The organism is Rhodococcus sp. UYP9 (assembly GCF_040547235.1).
GTDB lineage: Bacteria > Actinomycetota > Actinomycetes > Mycobacteriales > Mycobacteriaceae > Rhodococcoides.
In genome coordinates this window covers 1-21,266 of the sequence record NZ_JBEPPH010000007.1, presented here as the reverse complement: position 1 = coordinate 21,266, position 21,266 = coordinate 1, and the positions used below count along the sequence as shown (strand labels likewise).

Genomic DNA, 21,266 nt, shown 5'->3' with positions numbered 1-21,266 from the left:
TCACTTCGGACTCTTAACTCACTCCGGCCTGCATGGTCAGAGTGGGCTCGCCAGCCATTGCCAGTCCGGCCCGACCCAACCGGCGACCAGATACAGACCACCGATCAACCACAGCGTCGCAAGGACCACACCTGCGGTGAACAGCACCCCAGCTGCCCTGGTTGCGATCGGCTGTCGCGAGAACCAATCCATGAACGCGTCGTACTTCCCGCGGGCGAACTGTAGGAGCCGATGCGCCCAGGTGAATTCGGATGCGAGGATCCCCAACCCGGCGAAGACGATCAGCCAGCCCGGGCCCGGATACGGGATCGCAATGATGCCGAGAACCAGGACTGCAAGCCCGACGACACCGACCACGATGCGATAGGTCAGGTCGAGCGCCGCATTCGACCCGATCTTGTCGCGAAGTCGCTGCCTCCGTTGGGAAAGTCGGTCGAGAACACTGCCCTCGTTATCGATCTCCGCCTGATCGGTGCGAACGTCGTCGGCTGCCACCGTCCCAGATTAGACGAATCCGGAACTCGCGCTCGGAACATACGACTCCGGAACATGAAACGCCCCGAACATGCAACAAGCCCCCAACCCGTAAGGGCAGGGGGCTTGTTGCAATCTTGTGGTCCCGGCTGGGATCGAACCAGCGACCTTCCGCGTGTGAAGCGGACGCTCTCCCACTGAGCCACGGGACCGTGTTTCGACTCTCGCCGAACGAGGCAGAACATTAACAGAAGCCCCCAATGAATCCCGAATCGCCCTGACTTCATCCGGAGGACGTCGTCCACTGAGCCCTTCATGACCGTTCCACGCAGCTCGACCCACTCAAACCGGCCTCTGACCACGTGATTTGTGAGTTCGTCTGCCGTTGGTCTAATGTTTTGACCGCACCGCAGAGAGAGCAACTGCCTCTGAGGAGCATGCGGATGTGGCGCAGTGGTAGCGCATCACCTTGCCAAGGTGAGGGTCGCGGGTTCGAATCCCGTCATCCGCTCGAGGGACTAGGGCCCGTTGGTGGAGTGGCCGAGTGGTGAGGCAACGGCCTGCAAAGCCGTGCACACGGGTTCGATTCCCGTCTCCACCTCGTAACGAAGCGAAGGTTCCCGACCTTCAACTTCTGATCTTGCGCGATTAGCTCAGCGGGAGAGCGCTTCCCTGACACGGAAGAGGTCACTGGTTCAATCCCAGTATCGCGCACCATAGTAAGCGCAGGTCAGGCACCCTTTCGAGGGTGCCTTTTCTGTTTGCAGGCAAGATACAGGCAAGTTGACTAGCCGGACTGGCCACGCGGTAGCCGCAAAAAAACGGTCTCAGTAGGTGCTCCAACACCCACCAAGACCTGCGGCCCGAACGGAAGCTGACTCCGTTGCACCGTCCCATAAGTCTATCCCCCGCCAGGAACAACGACTCCCTTTGCCGCCGGCGCGCAGTCGCCGCGAGCCGCGAGTCGATAGCCGGGCTCCTCGCCTTGCTCGGAATCATCGGTGCGTATGCGCTCGTCGTCGTTTTGTTGCGCGTCGTTTTCACTCTCGGCTGGTACGTCCATGCCTGACACGAATGTTGTCGCGGAATCACTACGTCTCACAACAGCCGAGTGCGCCCCGCGCCTTCGAGTTGTCTACGTCGGCATCTCGGGACGCCACCGCACACCCTGCACTGTCTTGGAACTGCGCGGCGTCCTCGTCGCCGTCTGCTGGGCTGACGGCGGCATCGAGACCGTCCACCCCAGCAATCTGACTCGCCCGTAGCGACGCTCCACGTCGCTATCTGGCGGGTCAGACGGTAAACGACCGCTCTAGTCACTGTGATCCCTTACGAAGCTCGGCAGAACTAGCTGCCGGGACCCCTCGGGCGACTGATCCCCGCCCCAGGGGTAATACCTCGACGCCTTGCGGCCAACTCGCCGCAGGGCCAGAGGCGTTGGCGCGGACAAACGGGGATCGGAAATTTGGGAGGTTGCTTGGGAGGTCCCAAGCTTTGGCCTTTAGTCTGCGCACTTCATCCCTAGGCACTTAATCTCTAGCGCCTATACCATCCACTACAGGAGGAACCGCATCATGAAGGCCGTTTTGAACAGCATGGGTGATCTGGTCGAGGTCCGCGAAGCTCACGCAGCGGACATGCACTTCGTAGCCGTCGCCTGGACCGGTGACTACGCCACCCAGACCATGCAGGAATGCCCCGACGCTCTCATTCTGGCTGACGCGCTCCGATCTGCAGCCGCCGCACCGGGGTTCGACCAGCTAGTCCCCGCCATGCAGGCAACACTCCGAGTGAGCAGTGCTGTGCTGGAAGAGATCCACGACGTAATTATCGAATGGTCGGACTCGTGCGTCGATCTGGTCGAACTGTCCCCGGAGCGGGCGTTAGTGCTCGCTGACTACATCACGGCGGCAGCACAGCAGTGAAGATGGTTGAGCGGGGCACGCAAGCTCTCGAACGTTGGGCATGGCCATTGCTTGCCGCACTTCTCGCAATAACTGTCCCATCCATCGGTGGGCACATGGCTACCGAGAGGCAACCCGTACAGCGCGTGACCAGCGAATATCAACGTTGTCGTCCCCGAGGACCGTTCGGCTTTCGAGTTGAGCGGAAACCGCATAGGTTAATCATGCAGCCGAGAGCCCTCAAACCGCCTACGTCTGATTGGGAGTCAACGTTTCCCATGAAACGCCCAAAAATGCGCCTGCGGGGCATTCAGAGGGGGTTCTGGACGTCTTGCGGGCGCGCTGACAGGGTGTACCGCTATACTCTTTAGAGGTTGAGAAGCCACAATGCGACCCAACGCCTGAACTACTGAAACGTGAGGTACCGAGACGAAGTGATGACACAACATGTTGTGTCCTATCAAATAGGGAGACACTAGGTGTAGTGTCATATCGCAAAAGAAAAGCCCGGTCTGTTGGCGCAGACCGAGCTTTCTAATCTTCAGCACAACCAAGACCGGCGACTAACCAGAACTAGGCAGGTGCGATGCATCCACTCTATCGACGCGACCGTCTGTTATCAAGTCCTACCGGCGCATATCCGCAACACGACCAGTCGTTTCCTTTGTTAACTTTCAGTCTGTCCGCACTCTGCGCATACCGGCGTTCCGAAGTATCCGGAGACCCGCCCTGCGAGGTCTATCGCGACCGCGCCATGTGCGAGGTGGTCAGGAGCCGTGGCCCCCCCGGACAAGACGAACCACTCCGAACCGCATTTGCATCGGTGAGGTTCCGTGTCTGCCACGGGTGCCGACTTCCGTCGGCTCTCAAGATCAACGACCTGAAAGTTGGAAACAACCATGAGTTCTACTCTCCACCGCCCGTACTCGGGCGACACCTGGAAGACCGGGCAGCGAGTACCTACGACCGGTAATTACCGCGATCAGTATGGGGTCGTGACCCACCATGAGGCCCACCGTACCTTTCCTCCCTGCATCGGGAGGAAGGGTACGGCTGCATATCGGACAATGGACCGCGCAGCTGCAACTGCGTAAGTCCGGCACTCTGCTGATCTTCTAACAGCGAGCAGGTGACTCGGAATACTCGGGTCACCTGCTCGTCGGGCAAGAAACAAGCCCCACTGAGTCGCAGCATCTTTCTACCAACTTCAGAAACATACCTCTTCGGCGGGGAGCTACAAATGTATGCCCGGTCACGGTCCAAGGCTAGCGCCCTATCCCCAGTCGTGCAGCGGGTCCACGTAATTATGGCCAGAACGGGCGGCAGTGCGTGACGGCTCGATGCGCGGTGAGACGGTCCAGGTCGGCGTCGGACGCCCAGCGGGCGACGGCCCGAGTCCATGCCCCGCGAGCGGACAGCATCGCCGCGCCGTACCGCTCGTGCCACTCGGGATGCGCCTCGGTAATCATCGCGAGCTGCGCCAGCACCTCGGCGTCGGCCCAAACCGGAATCGACGGCCCAGCAGCGAGTTCAGGGGGTGCTGTGACCCTGCCAGCCGACCTGCCACGGCTAACTCGGCCAGCCACTATGCACCACCAACACTGCGCAGGTGCGGCGCGTCGGTCGGTGCATACGATGTGCCTGAGTAGGACCCGCGAGCTGCGCCCCGTTTCTGTGGCCGCGACGGGGCGGCATCGTTGCTCGGAGCCGAGACAGCGTCGTCGGGGATTCGTAGGGACGCGACGAGTCGGGCCGCGAGCGTTGCCAGTTGCCGGGCCTCGACCAACAACGGGTTCGTCATCGGCCCGGTCTTGCCAGGCACGACGAGCGGTTCGGTCGCGGCAGCGGCCTGGAGCCGGTCGAGCCGGGTTACCACTCGGCACAACTCCTTCAAAAGGAGTAGTTCAGCCACGTTAAAGGTGTACTCGCGGGTGGTTGAGCGCCAGAACTGAGCCGCTTCAGGCGACCAATCTTCTGCAGGTAGAGCCTTTGACCTGGGCATATGTGGGGTCCTCTCACAGATCCGTCGGTTTTTATGGAACATTTCAGGTTGCGAATGTTGCGTGCATCAGAGCGCTGCGTGGTGAGGAATCGCCTGGGGGGAGGGGTCCTCCCCCACCCTCTATAGATGCCAGATTTGAACGATCTAGATACGGCTTTAGATGCAGCATTTTGGCAAAATTCTGATTGTCCGGCGTCGCTGTGAAGTTGCATCAACTTCCGGCTGTGCTGTTCTGAGTTGGCGTCATGGGCGCGAAACGACCCTTCTTCAAACATCATTCGACCCAACTTTAAGAGGACATCATCATGGACGGATTGTTGGATTTCTACCGCAGGCGTCGCTCTGACCGGCGCGATCAGCGCACACAGGAGCGTCGACTCGGATACGCCCGCGAGGGCCGCGAGCTGATGAAGACGCGCTCGGAAGAGCATCGCGAAGAGGCAAGGCTGGCTGAGCTTGCCGGCGACTGGCAGCACGCTCAGATTGCGTGGATGTTGGCCGGCGCTGCCGACATTGCCGGCGCGAACGCGAGCGTTGAAGTAATGGAGCGTGCCGACAAGTTGCGCCGCTGACCAGTAGATATAGGTGAAGCCTCGACCCGATACAGGATTACGGGTCGAGGCTTCTGTGCTGTCCTGCGCCCGGATAAGTCGCGGACAGCGGTCCCGCGTCCTGCCCGCATGAGCAACAGGTGGGACGCGGAAATTCTGGGGTTACTCGGCAGCTTGAGCATTCCTGTTTGCTCGCCGCCGTGGCGCGGTTGGCTTCTTCGTGACGGTCTCGGCGTCCTGGTCGGTGTCGACCGGGGCGTCGTCGTCGTCGGTGTCAGCGAGTTCGATCCACCCGTTCCGTACCCACCCGCGAACTGTGCCGGGGTGGACCAGAACGATCGAGCCGGGGCCGACCTGCCGCTGTGTCACTTGGTCGAAGATCAAGTAGGGCCGTAGGACTCGGCACCTGACAGCGTCGGCGGCGGGCACCGCTTGGGATCTGGGGGTCACGGGGTAGCCGAGACCTTAATGACCGCCTGAGGATGTGGGAAGCCGATACCCACGCGGGTCTTGCAGCGCACTGCGGTGCGGTCGGAGGTAAACGCGACACTCTTGTCGGTCTCGACAGTCGCGTCTTCCCTGAGGGTGACGATTGCTCGCTCACTCGGCACGGCCCAGACGGTGCCTGCGCCTACTGCCGCCGAGACGTATAGCGGGACGCCGGAGATGAGTCGCTTGGTCGGTGCGGTTGGGTCCGATCCGAGGAGCTTGACGTTCGATCCTGCGCCAGCCTTGAGCTTGGCGAGCTTCAATGCCACGGCAGGCGAAGTAACGAACGCGCCGACCGTGGCCCCGACAGTCTCAGCCCGCATTAGAGCCTCGTCACTCCAATCGAGTCCGTCGAAGTCGCCGCCCGCATCGACTGTCTGGACACCGGACAGGCTCGCGAGACCCGAAGGTCCGTTGGTGACCGATGCCCCAAAGTAGGCCGCGTCGATCTTCTTCGCGATGTCGCGTGCGATACCGCGCCCAACCTCGGCGGCGGCGTCAGGTCCCGAGTCGGCCAACAATTCGTTCGTGACGAACGACAGTCCAATTAGCTTGTGCGCCTCGATGATCAGCTCGTCCACGCCGAGGTCATCTATCGGCACTTCCGCACCTTCAGCGACCCACGATGCGGCGGGGTCATCGGTGATGATGGGTACCCGATACTCAGCAGTATTGGTGAGAACAACGCGGGAGACCTGAGCCGCGATGGACTCGGCCAGAACAGGCTGCAAGAGCAGTTCGTGGACCTGGGCCGCAGTGAGCAGCGGTGCGCCGGAGACAGTGGTATTGACCATGGAATTTCCCTAATTAGTTATGAGACAACGGATTTCGAACTTCTCCGTTACCCATCTAGGGATTCCCGGTTGCGCCTCTAGCGCGTATGAAGTTGTGGTGTCGAGCCGGATCGGACGCCTATCGAGTGACGACGCCCGGTCCGATTCGGGAGTTACAGCGGGTACGTTGTGTTCCCCACAAGGTTAGTTTCGGATGTTCTTCCCGACACCCCCGCTGTACCTATCTAATTATCCCGAACGTGCGCTCGGATTGCCAGAGGTTCAGCGACCACGCAATACGCCACCCCATGTGGCTCGACTGCCCCCGCGCCCAGTCGCCGGTCCGGTGGCCGCCTGTCCGAACTGGTGATGGGTAGCCCCTATTCCGTGCCGGGATAGACCTGGGCGGGCGAGCTGCAATTCTTTCGACAGTTCGGTTACTCGCGCGGCGTCGACTGCCCCGTCCTCGGTGAGCACATCTGCGATGTCGTAGCCGCCGAAGTCGAACAGGTCTGTGCCCTGGGCGAGCACAGCGCTAGCGACTCGGGTTACCTCAGCGCGCCGCAGACTGTCCAGTGTTGCCGAGAGTGAATCGCGTTCGGCCTCTGCCTCGCGCAGTTTCGTGCGCCACTTGGCCGATTCGGCGTTGCCACCCTTGCCTGCCGGTGCGTCGGCGTCCTGGGTTTCTGGGGCTTCCGGGGACACGAGCGTCACCTCGGTGTCGACGGGTGCGGTTTCGTCAGCCGTAGCGTCGACTGGGGGCGTGGTTTCGATCGTCGTGGTGCTCATGCGATGAGTACTCCTGTAGTCGGGATCTGATCTTTGAGTGACGGGAAGGACCGGGAGCGAACGACATTCCCGAGAAAATGGATATGGCAGTACAGAGGCGGTCCGGAATATCCTGGCGTGTCATCGGGTATCTCGAAGCCAAGTAGCCGAAGCAACACCTTCTCGGTGTCCGTTGCGTAGCGTCTGCGGTTGCGTGGTCGAGCTGCGAAGTCGGCATGCAGGGTGGCATCCTCGGCGTTCTGCAGTTCGTTCGGCAGGGGCCGTAGGAATGTGATCCATCCTCGGATGTCGTGGCTGCCGTCCGGCTTCGTGAGCCTCGGCGGGAGGTCGGCAGCGGTCAGCTCAGTCACAGCTTGCCCCCGAGGAGGCGGTACACATCGTAAGTGTCGGCCAGGAACGGCTTGCGAGACACGATCTTCTCCACCCAGCCGGTCATCTGGAGATCGTGCAGCCCGCGAATGACAACCCACTCCTTTGAGTCGGTCGCCGCCCGAAGGGCCGCAATCCCGGGCGCGGCTGCCAGGTCCTCGTCGGCGCGGTCTGCAAGTGCGTACCCGACTGCCTTCACGTCTACTGGTAGCCGGGAGTTCGCGAGGGCCGCGAGCCAGCCGTGAACCGTGCGGGGTGGGATCGTAATTGTGGTCAAGGGATTTCTCCTACGAGAGTTGTGAGCGTGAATCTGGGCCGGTGCAACCCGATCCCCGCCCGAATGGATTACGTCGCCCCCTGCCCCCGCTGGAGGGGGTCGCAATCGACCTCGCAGCGGGGAAGGAAGGGGCTGGGGATGGTTGGGGTTCTTGGTCGAGCGAAGCGAGATGCTTGTGCCTCGATAACCCAGTGGTTGAAAAGATGGCTGGGGATGTGGGTACGACAGTCGGTCGATTATTTGCAGTCTGTCGTCAGTAGCTACCGTAGGGAAGTGCTTCTGCATCTTCGAGCTTTCCCTTGATGTATCGACCGAATGCTTTATCCCAGTTGCTTCGAGCATGTCCTGCCGATGCCCACTCGCGAAATTCTTCGTCTATTGGATCAATGTCGAGTCCAGCATCGGTTGCGGACTTTCGGTGCGTTGTGTTCGGTTGCCACTTCTCCGGTAGCGGGTGGGGCGCGCTCTCTACGTGCAACGTGGAGAGATCTCTTAATCTCTTAGGATTTGATAGAGGATCTGATAGCCCCCCAAATTTTGGTACCCCTTCGGTCAAATTTTGGTACCCCTTTTTGGTCGACGGCGCTACTTTGTCGGCGTTTTGATGTAAATTGTCAGCGCCTTTTCCATCGAATACGGCTTCTACCAGCTGTTTCTCGGATTCGGTGACTACAGCAGCGCAAGCACTTGCTTCGAGTTTGCTTCGATCTGCGCTCGTTCGGTCATTCTTTCGCAACTCCAGCAACCTGGCGCGTTCTTCGGCCCAGCCTGCCGGTATGGCGACCTGGTACCTGTTCGCCATTCCTGGCCCGGTACTGCGCTGGGTGACGATCAACCACCCCTTGGCGAGTAAGACCCGGATAGCTGAATGCACGGTATTTTTCGACAAGCCCGTTTCCCAGAGCAGCGTGTCGAAACTCGGGTAAGCCCCGCGCCCTCGCTCATTGGTGAAGTTCGCAATTGTCGACAATACTGCGCGTTGTGAGGCGTTGAGGTCCGATCCTCCAATCGACTTGAAGAACGTCAATTTGGAGAAGTTTGGACTGCTGACTTCGGGGACTGTCGTGGTACTATTCATAGGAACTTGCCGTTCATCTCTTCGAATGCCACCCCATCGTCAGTGGGGTGGCATTCCTCGTATGTAGTTATGGGTGTTGCTCGACTCGAATTATCGGTTCGCGAGTTCGTGCCGTCGTGTCATTTCGCCCGCTACCCGCTCGGATGCTGCACGGTTGCTTCGACTCCACGCGTCGTCAGCGTCACCGTCGTACCCGTGCCAGTTAAGGTTTTTCGGATCGCGAGTATTCATGTCGGCGTCCGCGAGCAGCCACAAGAGCAGTGACTCCGGATGCGGACCAGGACACTGCAAATCGGTATGCGACGACACGTGCGGATAGGCACTCCAGTCGGCCCGTACCTTCATGTCAGGCTTACTGCATATCGGGCAATAGCTCAGTGTGGCAAGCACTTTGGAGTTGGGTGCCAAGACCTTTACGATGAGCGGCATACGGGATGCGCGCAAAGCGGTTTGCTTGGTGGCGTCGGTAGCCATGGATGACCTCTGGGGGTGTGCGGGCCGCGAATAGTTGCACGGCGAGTGTGTGGGATTTAGGCGGTGAGTCCGTGCGCTTCGATATAGGCGCTGAGGGATTCCTGGTTCACGTGGTAATCGCAACCAAACTGAAATCCGTCTACCCGACGCCCGAGAACAAGTCGGACAATATCGGTGCGGGTCATTCCAGTTGTGTCGGCCAAAATGCTTGCGGGGGAGCAGTTATCGTCGTACGCATTCATATCAGTCCTATATTCAGTTGTTAGTCGAGCTACGAAGCGCGCAGAACGGGTTCTGCCGACTTGTATAGCTCGTCGCGGTCTACCCTCAATGCACGGGTTTTCGGAAGCCGATAACCCGTGAGTGTTCCATCCGCAATTCGACGGCGGATGGTCTGCACCTCTACGCCCCAAATCTGGGCAGCCTCTTCGAGGTTTACAAAGTCTGGTCGTGCGGCCATATTTGATTGTCTCCGGTGTGTGATTGATTCGAACTATCTCTTGTGTTCTCTAATCATCCCCGACACCGCGCAACTTATCCAGATCTTCTGTTCAGTTTCGGTTCATCAGCACGTCGATTCGGCGTGTCGAGTGTCTTACTAAATTTGTCTAATTGCGCTTTCCTGCAGTTCACTCAGTCGTCGGGCGATCTCCTTCCCTCTCCCCTGGGCCACATGTTGATACCGCTGAGCTGCACCCGCTGAGCTATGCCCAAGACGCTCCATCAGCTCCGCCGTCGTGGCACCGACTTGAGCGGCCATCGTCGCTCCGGTGTGCCTCAGATCGTGAAAAGTTAGGTCGGCGCGATTCGCCGCCTCCCGCGCTCGGTCGTAGTCCCGCGCGAAGGCCCCCTGCGCAAGATGGACCGTAGGGTTTGTCTTGCGGGGAAAAAGCAGCGCATTTGCACCGCTGGCCACATGCTCAGCCATGTGCGCCCTCACGGCACTCATCAGGTGCGGCGGAATCGTAACGTCGCGTAGGCCCGCTGAGCTCTTGGGTTGACCAACCACGAAGCCTGTCTTCGGTATGTAAGTCACACCACGCCGAACGCGGATGGTCTCGCCGTCTATGTCGATGTCTTTCCGGCGCAATTCTGTGACCTCGCCGTAGCGAAGCGCGCACCACGCCGATAGTCCGATCATCAACCGGTATGGAGTGGGCATAGCCTCGGTGATCTGAGTCAATTCGAGCGGTGTGGCAGGACGGATTTTGTGCACCCGCCGCACGCTCGCTGCCCCGTCGATTGTGCAGGGGTTGCCGGCGATTAGCTCGTCCTTAACCGCTTGGTTCAGAACCGTTTTCAGTAGCTGATAGACACGCGTCCGGTAGGTTGCACGATCTACCAGAGTGGTCGAATGCCAGCGTCGGACTGAAGCGGGCTTGATTGCGCTGACCAACTGGTCCTTGAATGTAGGCAGGATGAAGTTATCAAGGTACTTCTCGTATTCGTGCCTAGTTCTCGGCTTCAGCGAGGAATGATGCGCCATCCAGTCGCCTGCATACTCGCCGAAGGTGACGGGTTTACTGTCCTCCTCGACGGGTGGCGACCAAAGTTCTCGGTCTATCTCCCGCCTCCGGTCGGTCAGCCATCCCTCGGCATCGACGCGGGCAGCGAAGGTCTGGGGCGCTGAATACATCTGACCGTCGGGACCGGAATATTTGGCCTGATATCGACCTGATGGAGTCAACTTCTTAATCCGGCCCCAGCTACGTTTACGCGCCATGGGCGCTAGTCCGACGCAGGCAACATACAGGCAACATGAGACCAGTCTAGTGAATATTTGGGATACATCCAGATCATGTGTACTGTGTTGCATATCGCCACGTCAGAGGCATTCTGGCGCTGGTCGGAAGCAATATCACGTGTCCTGACATGTGCTGGTTCAATCCCAGTATCGCGCACCATACGAATAGACCCCGGCCGATGCGGCCGGGGTCTTTTTTGTGTCTTCAGGTCTGCCGAGATGTTTACCGCCGATCGCGAGTGGTGATGCACGTCATAGACGTGCACTCTGGATTTCCAGCCCGCGATCGAAAGGACGCCTGCGATGGCCGACGACAACCAACCGAGCACCGAGGGTAGCGAACCTCAGGTCAGTTCCGACGCGCACAAGCGTGCGGAAGAGGAGGTGGCCGGCATCGATGCCAAGTACGACCCGGGTTCGAGACCGACGGTTGTTCTTCCTGGCACCAACGGAATGGTGTCGGGTACGGCCTTCGCTGACATGGTCGATGACGAGGGAAACTTGAAAGAAGACCATTCCGAGGACACCGCCGACAGCACGTCGACGGCCGACGACCGGAACGAATGACCGAAGAATCCGACGATGTCGACGTGCCCGAGTTCGTCGATGAAGCCGAGGTGCGCGGCTTCCTGCACACGCCGTCGGGACGCTCGGTGGGTTCTCTCGCACTCACTCACGGCGCAGGTGGAAACTTCGATGCTCCGCTCCTTGCTGCTTCAGCCGATGCGTGGTCGGCGCGAGGATTCACTGTTCTACGCTTCGATCTGGCGTTCCGACGGCGAAAGCCGTCCGGTCCCCCGCATCCGTCGAAGGCCGATGCGGACCGCGCGTCGATCGAAACAGCTGTGACGTACCTCCGCAGGCTGCGCCGCGGCCCCATTCTGCTCGGTGGCCATTCGTACGGGGGTCGGCAGGCATCGATGCTCGTCGCCGAACAGCCAGAACTGGTCGATGGGCTGATTCTGATGTCGTATCCGTTGCACCCGCCCGGAAAACCGGAGAAGGCACGCACTGCGCATCTCCCCCAGCTGCGCACTCGAACGATGTTCGTACACGGCACAAAGGACCCGTTCGGTTCACCCGCCGAGCTATCCGATGCAATCGCGTTGGTGCCTGCTCATACCGCCACGATCGAGATTTCCGGTGCAGGCCACGATCTGTCGGCCAAAAAGTACGGAGTCGCCGGCCTGGTTCTCGAGAACGCACTCGAATTCTTCGACGCGGGGTCCTGGAGTTAGGGCGCATGGCCGCCCGGGCGCGCTCGCGCTCGTCGTTATGCAATCGTCATGCCGCCTACTGTCGACTTTCAGATGAGGTGTTCTACTTAGAACCATGCCCACCTGGGGATGGTTCATCGTCGCATTGGTCCTCATCGATGCCGCAGTGCTCGCGGTGTGGCTCCTCGCGCGCAAGAGTCCAGCCAAGAACGCCGCTGCCACAACACAATTGATGCTCGCCGGTTTGGACCACTCGGCGCGCGAAGACATATATCGCCTCGTGGGGGAAAAGAAGAAGATCCACGCGATCAAGTTGTTCCGCGAAAGAACCGGCGCAGGACTCCAAGAAGCCAAGGATGTAGTCGAGTCCGTCGGGCGAGGAAACCCTATCCCCACGCTCGGCGCCACGACTGATGCATCAGGAGTGGATAGCTCTGCTTGGGCGGACATCATCCCCAGGCTGCGCACTCTCAAGGCCGAAGGCAACACAATTTCCGCCATCAAGCTTTTGCGCGCTCGATCCGAGCTTTCGTTGCGTGAGGCGAAGGCAGCGGTCGATCGCCTGTGACTGTCACCGTAACCACCGCAGGCCTGTGGGACGCCGAACAGCTAGCCGATGTCGCGGCCGTCACCTTTCCGCTGGCATGCCCGCCTGGTTCGTCCAGAGCAGCAATAGCGGCGTTCATAGACGGCGTTCTCTCGCATGAGCGGTTCGGTGAGTACCTGGCGGATCCGCAGCGCACGATTCTGGCGGCGACCGAGGATGATTCCATGGTCGGTTACGCCATGCTCGTGTCCGGACCACCATCGGATCCGGACGTCGCGCGAGTGCTGACGTACGCACCGACGATGGAAATCTCCAAGATGTACGTGCTTCCCGACCATCACGGGAGCGACGTGGCGGCGGCCCTGATGGCCGAATCGCTGGCCCGAGCGACCCTCGGCCGCTGCGCAGGTATCTGGCTGGGCGTCAACCAACAGAACCTGCGCGCTCAACGCTTCTATGCCAAACAGGGATTCGAGATCGTCGGAACCAAGACCTTCACACTCGGCTCCGAGATCCACGACGATTTCGTCATGGAGCGAGCACTACGGTCGTGAATCTGCGCCGACCCGACCGTCACCCGACTGACCTGAGCGTCATCCGACGGCGGCGAAACGAGACAAGGCAAGCAGACGAGACGTCGCACGGAGGTACTTCTTGCGGTAACCACCGGCCAGCATCTCCTCGGTGAAAATCTCGTCGAGCTTGCTGCCCGATCCGGTCACCGGAATACCTGCGTCGTACAGGCGGTCGGCGAGCACCACGAGTCGAAGCGCGACGGCCTGATCCGAAGCGGGGTGCACGTTCTTCCAGAACACCGCCTGCACACCGTCGAGCAGCTTTCCGTATCGCGACGGATGCAGTGTGCTCAGATGTGCCAACAACTCGTCGAAGTCATCGAGGGTCGCATCGGCCACGGAGTCCGCCCGTTCGATCAGTTCGGCCTCGGACGTCGGATCGGGGGCCGGGGGCAGGTCACGGTGTCGGTAGTCGGGCCCGTCCACCCTGATGGACTCGAAGATGGATCCGAGCTTCTTGATTTCTCGCATGAAGTCCTCGGCTGCAAATCTTCCTTCGCCGAGCTGACCGGGCAAGGTGTTGGACGTTGCCACGATGGACACGCCGCGCTGGGACAACTCGGACAGCAATCGCGACACGAGCATCGTGTCGCCTGGATCGTCGAGTTCGAACTCGTCGATACACAGGACGCTGTGACCCGACAACTCCTCGAGCGCTTTGTTGAAGCCGAGCGCGCCCACGACGTGAGTCAATTCGACGAACGTACCGAATGCCTTCGGTTCGGGGACGCTGTGAAAGATCGACGCAAGGAGGTGGGTCTTACCGACACCGAAACCGCCGTCGAGGTACAAGCCTGCACCGGTAGAGGGCGCCTTCTTGCCGAAAAGTCCGCGTTTTCCCTTCCCGCGAATCTTGGTCACCTTCTCCGCGAACGACTCGGCTTTGGCGACTGCCTCTGCCTGGCTGGGTTCATTCGGATCCGGGATGTACGAGGCGAAACTGACTTCGTCGAACATGGCCGGGGGGACCATCTGCGCGATCAACTGATCGGAGGGAACGACAGGATTACGATCGACAAGACGTCCAGGCATCTAGTAAGCGTAACGAGGTGGTCTTATCTACAATGTGCGCCTACTCGATATTGCGACCTACTTCACACCAGGCTCCGGCACCTCGTACCCGGCCGACGGCGTCGTCGGCCGGGCCGAACTACGCCGGTTGTACGCCTATCCGGACAACCTGACCGCGCCGTGGATCCGAGCGAACTTCGTCTCCAGCATCGACGGAGCCGTCAGCGCCGACGGTGTCTCCTCGGGTCTCGGGACACCCTCCGACAAGGCCGTGTTCGATATGCTTCGGACCCTGGCGGATGCGGTTCTCGTGGGGGCCGGGACGGTCCGAAGCGAGAATTACGGGGGTGTCCGGCTGACGGAGTCACAACAGAACCAACGAATCGGCGCAGGCCTGGCACCAGTTCCCCCGGTAGTGGTCGTCACTGCCTCGGCGTCGATCGATCCGACATCGCGGCTTCTCACCGACACCGAAGTGCCGCCGACGATCATCACGACGGCCTCCGCATCGGCCGAGCCACGTTCGACGCTTCGCGAAGCAGGTGCGCGCGTGATCGAAGTCGAGGGAACGACCGTTCCGACCTCCGCTGTCCTGGCGGCCTTGGACGAACTGGGTCTGAGGCGAGTCCTATGCGAGGGCGGCCCAGGCCTGTTCGGAACGCTGCTTGCAGACGATGGCGTCGACGAACTATGCCTGACGACTTCGCCGAACCTGCTTGCGGGAAAGTCGGGGCGCATTGCGCACTCGAACGCCGCAGTACTGCACCGGATGAAACGTATTCACGTGCTCGCCGACGACGACGGAACTCTGCTGACCAGATGGGTCCGAGTGCGTCCGGCCGGTACCGGTGAAGTTCCGGGTGCGGAAAAGTAGATAGCCTCGCAGCGTGACGCAGAAAAGATCGTTGCTCGTAGTTCTTCTCTCGGTCTCGATGTTGGGGGCAGCATGCAGTGCTGGGCCGTCCGGACGCCCGGACGTCGCCGTCGAGCAGAACTCCCCCGGGCTACCCGACAAGTCGACTGCCGATCCGGAACCGGAGAATCCAGAATTACAGGCTCCGGTGGACGATCTTGCGTGGATCGACTGCACGCAAAGCACCCTCGATCTCTACGGCCTCACCTCTCGCACACCCGGGGTTGTCCTCGAATGCGCAGACTTCGACGCGCCCGTCGACCCATCCGGTCAGATGTTCGGGTCCTTCTCCGTCGGCGCACTGCGTGCGAAACTGGACAGGACGCCGCCCGATGCCGCACCCCTGGTCTTCACCTCTGGGTCCGACCGTGCGTCGATCGCCACACTTGCCGACCTCGCGGCCGGCAACAGCACGACGATGCTGGAGGCTCACCCGCTCGTCGCCATCGATCGGCGCGGAATCGGTAGGTCGACAGCCATCGATTGTGTCAAAGCCGACACTCGCGAGACGCTGGCGAACCTGGGGCAATTCGCGGTGTCCGACGGTGACGCCGTGGACCGCGCCGTCGCCGTCGGACGCCAGGCGACTATCGAATGCACCGATCTACTGCAGCCGCAGGAGATCGCTTTCGCTACCAGTTATGCCGCAGGCGATCTGGAACAGCTTCGAATCGCCTGGGGAATCGATGCGCTCGGCATCATCGGCACCGGGAACGGTGCATCCACTGCGTTGGCGTATGCGGCCCAGTACCCGGACCGAGTGGCGCGGTTGATTCTCGATTCGCCCACCGGAATGAACGTAGATCAAATGACCGTGGCCCAGCAGAAAACGGAAGGACGAGAAGCTGCGTTCACTGCGTTCGTGCAGCGGTGCCAGGCCCTCCAGTGCTCGCTCGGATCCGACCCCAAGGCCGCGGTATCCGAACTACTGACACAGGTGGCAAGCGGAGCCTTGGCACCTCTGTCGACCCACTCTGTGCTCGACGGGATCGCCTATGCACTCGCCTCGTCCTCCGGCGACCCGTCGAGACGGACACTCGAGCTTGCCGATGCACTATCCGCAGCCAGGTCCGGCGATCCGTCCGCACTGAGCCGGTTGTCCTCGCGCGGTGCAGTTGCCTACGGAACGGACGGTCAGTTCGTCGCACGGTGCATCGACGGCCGGCAGTGGCCGTCCCCGCAGGCCGTGCGGGATGCCGGCGCAAGTTGGAGCGAGCAGTACCCCATCTTCGGCACCGACGCCGCCCTGACAGCACTCACGTGCTCGTCGTGGCCGACTGCACCCGCTCCGCCCCTGCCGACGTCGCTGTCGGTGCCAGTTCTCGAACTCAGTGGCGCCGGTGACCCGGTCGTCGGCAACGGGGGGTTCGCCGGTGTGACCGGGCTTGTTGCCGCCACCGGCGCGCGTTCGGCCGCAATGACGTGGCAGGGTGCCGGCCACCCGGTGATCGGCGGGTCCGTGTGCGGCCAGGCCGCGGCCGCTGCGTATGCGACCGACGCGTCGCTTCCTCCCGATGGCAGCGTCTGTCCCGCATGACACGTCTGGTGCCGATCCACGGAGTGGTACCGAACACACCCAACGGGTGTCGACGGTCATTGCCCGAGCCCGGTCAAGGTACCGTTCCCACGTGTCACTTAGCTTCCTCGAGCCCCGCAACGGCCGGACGACCGCGGATGTAGTCCGGTTCGCGCTATGGCCGATCGCCATCATGACTGTTCTCAACCGGGCGATCGTACGGGCGGTCAACGGTGACTTCACCAATGATTTCATCCCCGTCTACCGGGCTGCTCTCGCGTTTCTCAATCGCGAGCCGGTGTACACGGCGAACTTCGACTCGGTCGATCCGCATTATCTCTATCAGCCGAGCGCGACGATGCTGTTGTCGCCTCTCGCAATCATCGATCCCGAACGCTCTCGCTGGTTGTTCATCTTGGCGAGCACGATTGCCATCGTTCTTGCGTTGTACATCTTGCTCAAGATCTTCGGCTTCGGACTGAACTCTGTCGCAGCGCCTGCACTTCTCCTCGCTGCCTTCGCGAGTGAAACAGTGACCAACACTTTGGTGTTCACCAACTTCAACGGTTTCGTTCTGTTGGGTGAGGTTGCATTCATCTACTGGCTGCTCCAGCGAAAAGACTTGTCCGCCGGTGTGGCGATGGGGCTGACACTAGCCATCAAACCGATCCTCGCACCGCTGTTGATCATTCCGCTGATGACCAAGCAGTGGAAAGTTTTCATCACCGCAATCGCAATTCCGGTCGTGTTGCTCGTGATCGCCTGGCCGCTGTCGGTGGACCCGATGGAGTTCATCGACCGCACCCTCCCCTATCTCCTCGAGTCGCGCGATTACTTCAACAGCGCGATTGTCGGCAACGGCCGCTACTACGGATTGCCGGAGCTCCTGATCTACGGAATCCGCGGGGTTCTCGGCATGATGGTTCTGGTGTCGCTGTGGTTGCTCTACCGCTACTGTCGCGAGGACCGCCTGTTCTTCATAGCGACAACTTCGGGCCTGGTACTGACTGCACATTGGCTACTCGGGTCACTCGGCCAGATGTACTACTCGATGCTGCTCTTCCCACTGTTGATGACGGTCGTTCTCAAGAACTCGGTTCTCCGAAATTGGCCGGCGTGGCTCGCAATCTATGGATTCATGAGCTACGACCGCTGGTTGTCCGGTCGATTCCCGACGGGAGGTCGAGCAATGGACTACATGCGCACTACATTCGGCTGGAGCTTGCTGATCATCGTGATCTTCTCGGTTCTGATCGGACGGTACTTCGCTGCTCGCAGTGACGGCCGCCTCGACGACGGAATCGAACCCGAGTACCTTCTTCCGGAGAGCTCACCTGCGCAAACAACGAAGCAGCTCGAGAAGTATTAGCGTGGTGTCATGAGTTCAGCGACCGAAAAAAATTCTGTTCCCGCCGTTCAGCTCACCGACGCACAATGGCGCGAGAAGCTCACCCCCGAGGAGTACGCAGTCCTGCGTCAGGCGGGCACCGAGCGTCCGTTCGTCGGGGAGTACACCGACACCAAAACCGATGGTGTGTACAGCTGCCGCGCATGCGGAGCCGAACTGTTTCGCAGTACCGAGAAGTTCGAGTCACACTGCGGTTGGCCGTCCTTCTTCGATCCTGCAGACAGTGACGCAGTCATCCTCAACGAGGACACCACGCTCGGGATGCGACGCGTGGAAGTCATCTGCAAGAACTGCCACAGCCACCTCGGCCATGTCTTCGAGGGAGAGGGCTACCCGACGCCCACAGATCAGCGGTACTGCATCAACTCGATAAGTCTCGTTTTACACCCGTTGCCGTGACAGAAGTGCCCCGGTTCGGATGAACCGGGGCACTGTCGGTCTAGCGCCTACTTGCGCTTCTTGCCTGCATCGCTACATTTATCACGCCAGCTACCGTCATTGTTCTGCGAACGGTCCTTCGTAAGGCCACCACTCTTAGGGACCTGTGGAGGCTGGTGCTTAGCCGCGCTCATCGCACAGGCTTAATTGTGATGGTGCGCGTGACTCGCACACGACGGACAGGTACGGACACGGTCCGTCGTACAGTTTGACGAACTACTGAAACCGAGTGCGCCATTTGGCTTACTCCGATCCCCAAGAGATTACAGTGCCGATGAGATCGCACACTCTGGTGTGTGCCGATCCCGTAGACGGGGTACTGTCGGATTCGCAGCCGCCAAGTTGCAAATCAGACAAGCCCCAACTCGGTTACCCCGTTTGGGGTTTTTCTGCGTTATGGCCTCTCGGTATCCCAAACACTACAGCTAGTGTCCGACTTATAGCTAGAACACGAGATGTTGCGAACAACATCAATGACATTCGCTGGTCACGGTCTTGGGATGGACCAGAAGACAGCGTCGGTGCGCCGTGTCGCGCATCACACTTTAACTAGGTGCAAGCAAAACCGTTCGCTACTGAGCGGCGGCGTAGGCCTCATTCACTGGCGCAGCAATGCCGCGTTCGGTGGCCTGAATCTTGTCGTAGTTGCCGTCGCCGCGCTGCTTTCGAACTGGGTTTGTCGTCAGCCAGTCTTCAAGCGTGTTGGCGAACTCAGCGTTGGTTGTACCTGCTGGTTTCAGCTCCTAAACCTTGGCCCATGCCTCACGCTGCTTGTCACTGATCGGCGGGGTGCTCGCTGAGCTGCTACGTGTCGCTGGCTTGGCTGGCTGTGATCTAGTGATGATCGGCTGGCCTGATTCAATGTTGTCTACTAGCTCAGCAGCTCGGACTCAGACATGTATAGCTCAAATGTCGTTGCATCCTTGACGGTTGTGCCGGCTGACTGAATCGTGATTTTCGTCGGCTTGGTTTTATCGGGCAGCTTTTCGCCTGAGTAGTCGCTGACAACAATGGTACGAACGCCCAGTGACGATTCCTTTGTGCAGAATGATATAAGCGAAGCACCATATCATTTCATCAAAAATATTACCTGCATCAGGCTGAGAAAATATTCGACGGCAGCATCAAACTGTTGGACACTGTCCGGTACGGTTTTCGTATGGCACTCGATGACGACAGCGTGGTACACCCGACAGGATTTTGGAGCTATGTCCACAAGGACAACGACTCACAGCACGGGCGGATCCTCAACCTGGCTCGGCTGTTAAAGGAGGAATTCGAATTCCTTACAGCATCCAGTTTGGAACTATTTGTCGACCGTGAGGATCTGGCATGGGGCGCAAAGTGGAGGGTAACCATCGATGATGCACTCACCGCGACCTCGTTTTTCATCGCAATCATCACGCCTAGGTTCATGCTTAGCCACGAATGCCGCCGCGAGCTTCTAATCTTTGCCGCTAATGCGAAGGCCCGCGAAGTTCCCGAACTTCTACTCCCGATCCTCTATGCACCTGTGGATGATCTAGCGGAAGACTCAACCGATGACGTCAGGCGAGTAATAGCAGGCAGTCAATACGAAGACTTCACAAAGCTCCGTATCAAAGATCAGCAGAGTGAAGAGTACCTGACCGCAGTAGCGAAGCTTGCGCATCGGCTTGTCGAAATCTCTCAAGAAGTTGCAAAACGTCCCGAATACTTGCTTGCCAAGATCGACAAAGAGCCGAAGAATCTAGATGAACTGGGTGATGACGATGATGAAGACGATGATTCTCTGGGCGTCTTGGATGCTATCGCCGCACAAGAGGAGCTATTCCCGGAGTGGCAGAAGACGATTGAAAACTATGGGACGTTGATGACCAAGGTCACCGAAGTTACCAACATTTACAATCCTAAGATGACCGCGGCAGCAAAAAAGAACGCAGCAGCAAGACTTTTTGTAGCAAAACAATACGCAAATGATCTGATACCCGTCTCAGAAGAATTCAAACAAAACGGCATCAGATACGCCGATCAAGCTTTCAACATGAATGACCTAATGACGGTGATTCTCACTAACATTGCGGAACGTGGCGCTGATGAGCGTCAAGACACACAAGTAAAAGGCTTCCTCAGCAGCGTCCGCGAGATGGCTTCTGCTGGTCGCGTATCCATCGACTCCATAAAAGGATTTCAAGAAACAATCAAAGATGTTGCAAAAGTGAGCAGGGACGTAAGAAAGCCGCTCAAAACTCTATCCCAGGGGGCGCAAAGTTTCCTTGATGGCCAACAACTCTTTGAGGATTGGGTTCGACGCATAGATGAGATCGAATTGCGTGATGAACAAGCTCAGGTGATCGACGAGCATGAAGCACTGCCACATTCATCCGAATCCAATCCCCAAGACAACGCGAAGGACGAAGAAAAGTGCGATAACTGAAAGGAACACTTATTTCCTTTCTAAAGTACTTCTTCGACGCGCATGGGCATGAGTCCAGCAGAAACCCTAGGCGGCAGACGTAGCCGGGGACTCCCCGTATTCTTTGCTGGTCTTGACGGAATGGTGAGAGCGGGTGGCGGCTACGGCTATATCTCTGTGTCGCACACGGGTTATGTCAGCGATGAGTTCGGCACTGTCAGCACGTTTGGCGTGTCCCCGGCGAACGGGGCCATCATGTTTTAGAGTCTTGTTGCCCATGAGCTGGGCGGATAGGACTATGGAGAACATGGCTGGACGGAAG

Annotated in this window: 24 protein-coding genes and 4 tRNA genes; 16 read left to right on the top strand and 12 right to left on the bottom strand. The window is 59.5% G+C overall.

Annotated features, from left to right (window positions below):
* Positions 1 to 36: 36 nt before the first annotated feature.
* On the bottom strand, positions 37 to 495 hold the full coding sequence (locus ABIB36_RS18335; RefSeq protein WP_084348768.1) for a TIGR02611 family protein: 459 nt from the start codon (positions 493 to 495) through the stop codon (positions 37 to 39).
* A 119-nt stretch (positions 496 to 614) separates the two neighbouring features.
* A tRNA-Val gene (locus tag ABIB36_RS18330) sits at positions 615 to 686 on the bottom strand.
* A 227-nt stretch (positions 687 to 913) separates the two neighbouring features.
* Here ABIB36_RS18330 and ABIB36_RS18325 point away from each other — a divergent pair.
* The 3 genes from ABIB36_RS18325 (at position 914) to ABIB36_RS18315 (ending at position 1,191) form a co-directional block, all read left to right on the top strand.
* A tRNA-Gly gene (locus ABIB36_RS18325) sits at positions 914 to 985 on the top strand.
* A 19-nt stretch (positions 986 to 1,004) separates the two neighbouring features.
* A tRNA-Cys gene (locus ABIB36_RS18320) sits at positions 1,005 to 1,075 on the top strand.
* Between the two features lie 41 nt (positions 1,076 to 1,116).
* Positions 1,117 to 1,191: transfer RNA gene (locus tag ABIB36_RS18315), tRNA-Val, on the top strand.
* Between the two features lie 184 nt (positions 1,192 to 1,375).
* Here the strand turns inward: ABIB36_RS18315 and ABIB36_RS18310 are convergent.
* The gene (locus tag ABIB36_RS18310; RefSeq protein ID WP_354562517.1) at positions 1,376 to 1,537 is read right to left on the bottom strand and encodes a hypothetical protein; all 162 of its coding nucleotides are present in this window, start codon (positions 1,535 to 1,537) and stop codon (positions 1,376 to 1,378) included.
* Here ABIB36_RS18310 and ABIB36_RS18305 point away from each other — a divergent pair.
* Both ABIB36_RS18305 and ABIB36_RS18300 read left to right on the top strand, forming a co-directional pair.
* Entirely contained in the window at positions 1,536 to 1,739 is a 204-nt protein-coding gene (locus ABIB36_RS18305) for a hypothetical protein (protein WP_354562519.1), read from the top strand. The genes ABIB36_RS18310 and ABIB36_RS18305 overlap by 2 nt on opposite strands.
* 309 nt (positions 1,740 to 2,048) lie before the next feature.
* Positions 2,049 to 2,399 (top strand): hypothetical protein, encoded by a 351-nt coding sequence (locus ABIB36_RS18300; protein ID WP_354562521.1) that lies wholly within the window; start codon positions 2,049 to 2,051, stop codon positions 2,397 to 2,399.
* Between the two features lie 1,283 nt (positions 2,400 to 3,682).
* Here the strand turns inward: ABIB36_RS18300 and ABIB36_RS18295 are convergent.
* A complete protein-coding gene (locus tag ABIB36_RS18295; protein WP_354562523.1) occupies positions 3,683 to 3,964 on the bottom strand; it encodes a hypothetical protein in 282 nt (93 codons plus the stop codon).
* Positions 3,964 to 4,290: a hypothetical protein gene (locus ABIB36_RS18290; protein WP_354562526.1), complete on the bottom strand. Its 327-nt coding sequence runs from the start codon at positions 4,288 to 4,290 to the stop codon at positions 3,964 to 3,966. Before ABIB36_RS18290 ends, ABIB36_RS18295 begins: the two co-directional genes overlap by 1 nt.
* Before the next feature lie 395 nt (positions 4,291 to 4,685).
* On the opposite strand from ABIB36_RS18290, the gene ABIB36_RS18285 reads away from it, so the two are divergent.
* Together ABIB36_RS18285 and ABIB36_RS18280 are read left to right on the top strand one after the other, a co-directional pair.
* Positions 4,686 to 4,952 (top strand): hypothetical protein, encoded by a 267-nt coding sequence (locus ABIB36_RS18285; protein ID WP_354562528.1) that lies wholly within the window; start codon positions 4,686 to 4,688, stop codon positions 4,950 to 4,952.
* A gap of 108 nt (positions 4,953 to 5,060) precedes the next feature.
* Positions 5,061 to 5,327 carry a hypothetical protein gene (locus ABIB36_RS18280; protein ID WP_354562530.1) on the top strand — a complete coding sequence of 89 codons (267 nt, stop codon included), beginning with the start codon at positions 5,061 to 5,063 and terminating at the stop codon, positions 5,325 to 5,327.
* Positions 5,328 to 5,377: 50 nt separating this feature from the next.
* Here ABIB36_RS18280 and ABIB36_RS18275 read toward each other — a convergent pair whose 3' ends face one another.
* The 6 genes from ABIB36_RS18275 to ABIB36_RS18250 form a co-directional block, all read right to left on the bottom strand.
* Entirely contained in the window at positions 5,378 to 6,214 is an 837-nt protein-coding gene (locus tag ABIB36_RS18275; protein ID WP_354562532.1) for a phage major capsid protein, read from the bottom strand.
* Positions 6,215 to 6,475: 261 nt separating this feature from the next.
* Positions 6,476 to 6,982: a hypothetical protein gene (locus tag ABIB36_RS18270; RefSeq protein ID WP_354562534.1), complete on the bottom strand. Its 507-nt coding sequence runs from the start codon at positions 6,980 to 6,982 to the stop codon at positions 6,476 to 6,478.
* Positions 6,979 to 7,332, bottom strand: a complete 354-nt coding sequence (locus tag ABIB36_RS18265) for a hypothetical protein (RefSeq protein WP_354562537.1) — start codon at positions 7,330 to 7,332, stop codon at positions 6,979 to 6,981. The genes ABIB36_RS18270 and ABIB36_RS18265 overlap by 4 nt, the downstream gene beginning before the upstream one ends.
* Positions 7,329 to 7,628 carry a hypothetical protein gene (locus ABIB36_RS18260; protein ID WP_354562539.1) on the bottom strand — a complete coding sequence of 100 codons (300 nt, stop codon included), beginning with the start codon at positions 7,626 to 7,628 and terminating at the stop codon, positions 7,329 to 7,331. The genes ABIB36_RS18265 and ABIB36_RS18260 overlap by 4 nt, the downstream gene beginning before the upstream one ends.
* A gap of 253 nt (positions 7,629 to 7,881) precedes the next feature.
* A complete protein-coding gene (locus ABIB36_RS18255; protein WP_354562541.1) occupies positions 7,882 to 8,706 on the bottom strand; it encodes a helix-turn-helix domain-containing protein in 825 nt (274 codons plus the stop codon).
* Positions 8,707 to 9,778: 1,072 nt separating this feature from the next.
* On the bottom strand, positions 9,779 to 10,903 hold the full coding sequence (locus tag ABIB36_RS18250; protein ID WP_354562543.1) for a tyrosine-type recombinase/integrase: 1,125 nt from the start codon (positions 10,901 to 10,903) through the stop codon (positions 9,779 to 9,781).
* A 324-nt stretch (positions 10,904 to 11,227) separates the two neighbouring features.
* Here ABIB36_RS18250 and ABIB36_RS18245 point away from each other — a divergent pair, with 324 nt between their 5' ends.
* The 4 genes from ABIB36_RS18245 (at position 11,228) to ABIB36_RS18230 (ending at position 13,242) form a co-directional block, all read left to right on the top strand.
* Positions 11,228 to 11,491: a hypothetical protein gene (locus tag ABIB36_RS18245; protein ID WP_354562545.1), complete on the top strand. Its 264-nt coding sequence runs from the start codon at positions 11,228 to 11,230 to the stop codon at positions 11,489 to 11,491.
* Positions 11,488 to 12,162 carry an alpha/beta hydrolase family protein gene (locus tag ABIB36_RS18240; protein WP_354562548.1) on the top strand — a complete coding sequence of 225 codons (675 nt, stop codon included), beginning with the start codon at positions 11,488 to 11,490 and terminating at the stop codon, positions 12,160 to 12,162. The genes ABIB36_RS18245 and ABIB36_RS18240 overlap by 4 nt, the downstream gene beginning before the upstream one ends.
* A 94-nt stretch (positions 12,163 to 12,256) precedes the next feature.
* The gene (locus ABIB36_RS18235; protein WP_256895922.1) at positions 12,257 to 12,709 is read left to right on the top strand and encodes a ribosomal protein L7/L12; all 453 of its coding nucleotides are present in this window, start codon (positions 12,257 to 12,259) and stop codon (positions 12,707 to 12,709) included.
* Complete coding sequence (locus tag ABIB36_RS18230) at positions 12,706 to 13,242, top strand: GNAT family N-acetyltransferase (RefSeq protein ID WP_084348765.1); 537 nt, start codon at positions 12,706 to 12,708, stop codon at positions 13,240 to 13,242. Before ABIB36_RS18235 ends, ABIB36_RS18230 begins: the two co-directional genes overlap by 4 nt.
* A gap of 39 nt (positions 13,243 to 13,281) precedes the next feature.
* On the opposite strand, the gene zapE is transcribed toward ABIB36_RS18230, so the two are convergent.
* A complete protein-coding gene (zapE, locus tag ABIB36_RS18225) occupies positions 13,282 to 14,295 on the bottom strand; it encodes a cell division protein ZapE (RefSeq protein WP_084348764.1) in 1,014 nt (337 codons plus the stop codon).
* 34 nt (positions 14,296 to 14,329) lie between these two features.
* On the opposite strand from zapE, the gene ABIB36_RS18220 reads away from it, so the two are divergent.
* The 5 genes from ABIB36_RS18220 to ABIB36_RS18200 all read left to right on the top strand — a co-directional run bounded on the left by ABIB36_RS18220 (position 14,330) and on the right by ABIB36_RS18200 (position 20,965).
* The gene (locus ABIB36_RS18220; protein ID WP_354562552.1) at positions 14,330 to 15,148 is read left to right on the top strand and encodes a pyrimidine reductase family protein; all 819 of its coding nucleotides are present in this window, start codon (positions 14,330 to 14,332) and stop codon (positions 15,146 to 15,148) included.
* 13 nt (positions 15,149 to 15,161) lie between these two features.
* Positions 15,162 to 16,724, top strand: coding sequence for an alpha/beta hydrolase (locus tag ABIB36_RS18215; protein ID WP_084348762.1), 1,563 nt, complete (start codon positions 15,162 to 15,164; stop codon positions 16,722 to 16,724).
* 91 nt (positions 16,725 to 16,815) lie between these two features.
* Entirely contained in the window at positions 16,816 to 18,072 is a 1,257-nt protein-coding gene (locus tag ABIB36_RS18210) for a glycosyltransferase family 87 protein (protein ID WP_084348761.1), read from the top strand.
* Between the two features lie 9 nt (positions 18,073 to 18,081).
* Positions 18,082 to 18,510, top strand: coding sequence for a peptide-methionine (R)-S-oxide reductase MsrB (gene msrB, locus ABIB36_RS18205; RefSeq protein WP_354562554.1), 429 nt, complete (start codon positions 18,082 to 18,084; stop codon positions 18,508 to 18,510).
* Positions 18,511 to 19,708: 1,198 nt separating this feature from the next.
* A complete protein-coding gene (locus ABIB36_RS18200) occupies positions 19,709 to 20,965 on the top strand; it encodes a toll/interleukin-1 receptor domain-containing protein (RefSeq protein WP_354562556.1) in 1,257 nt (418 codons plus the stop codon).
* The last annotated feature ends 301 nt before the right edge of the window (positions 20,966 to 21,266 follow it).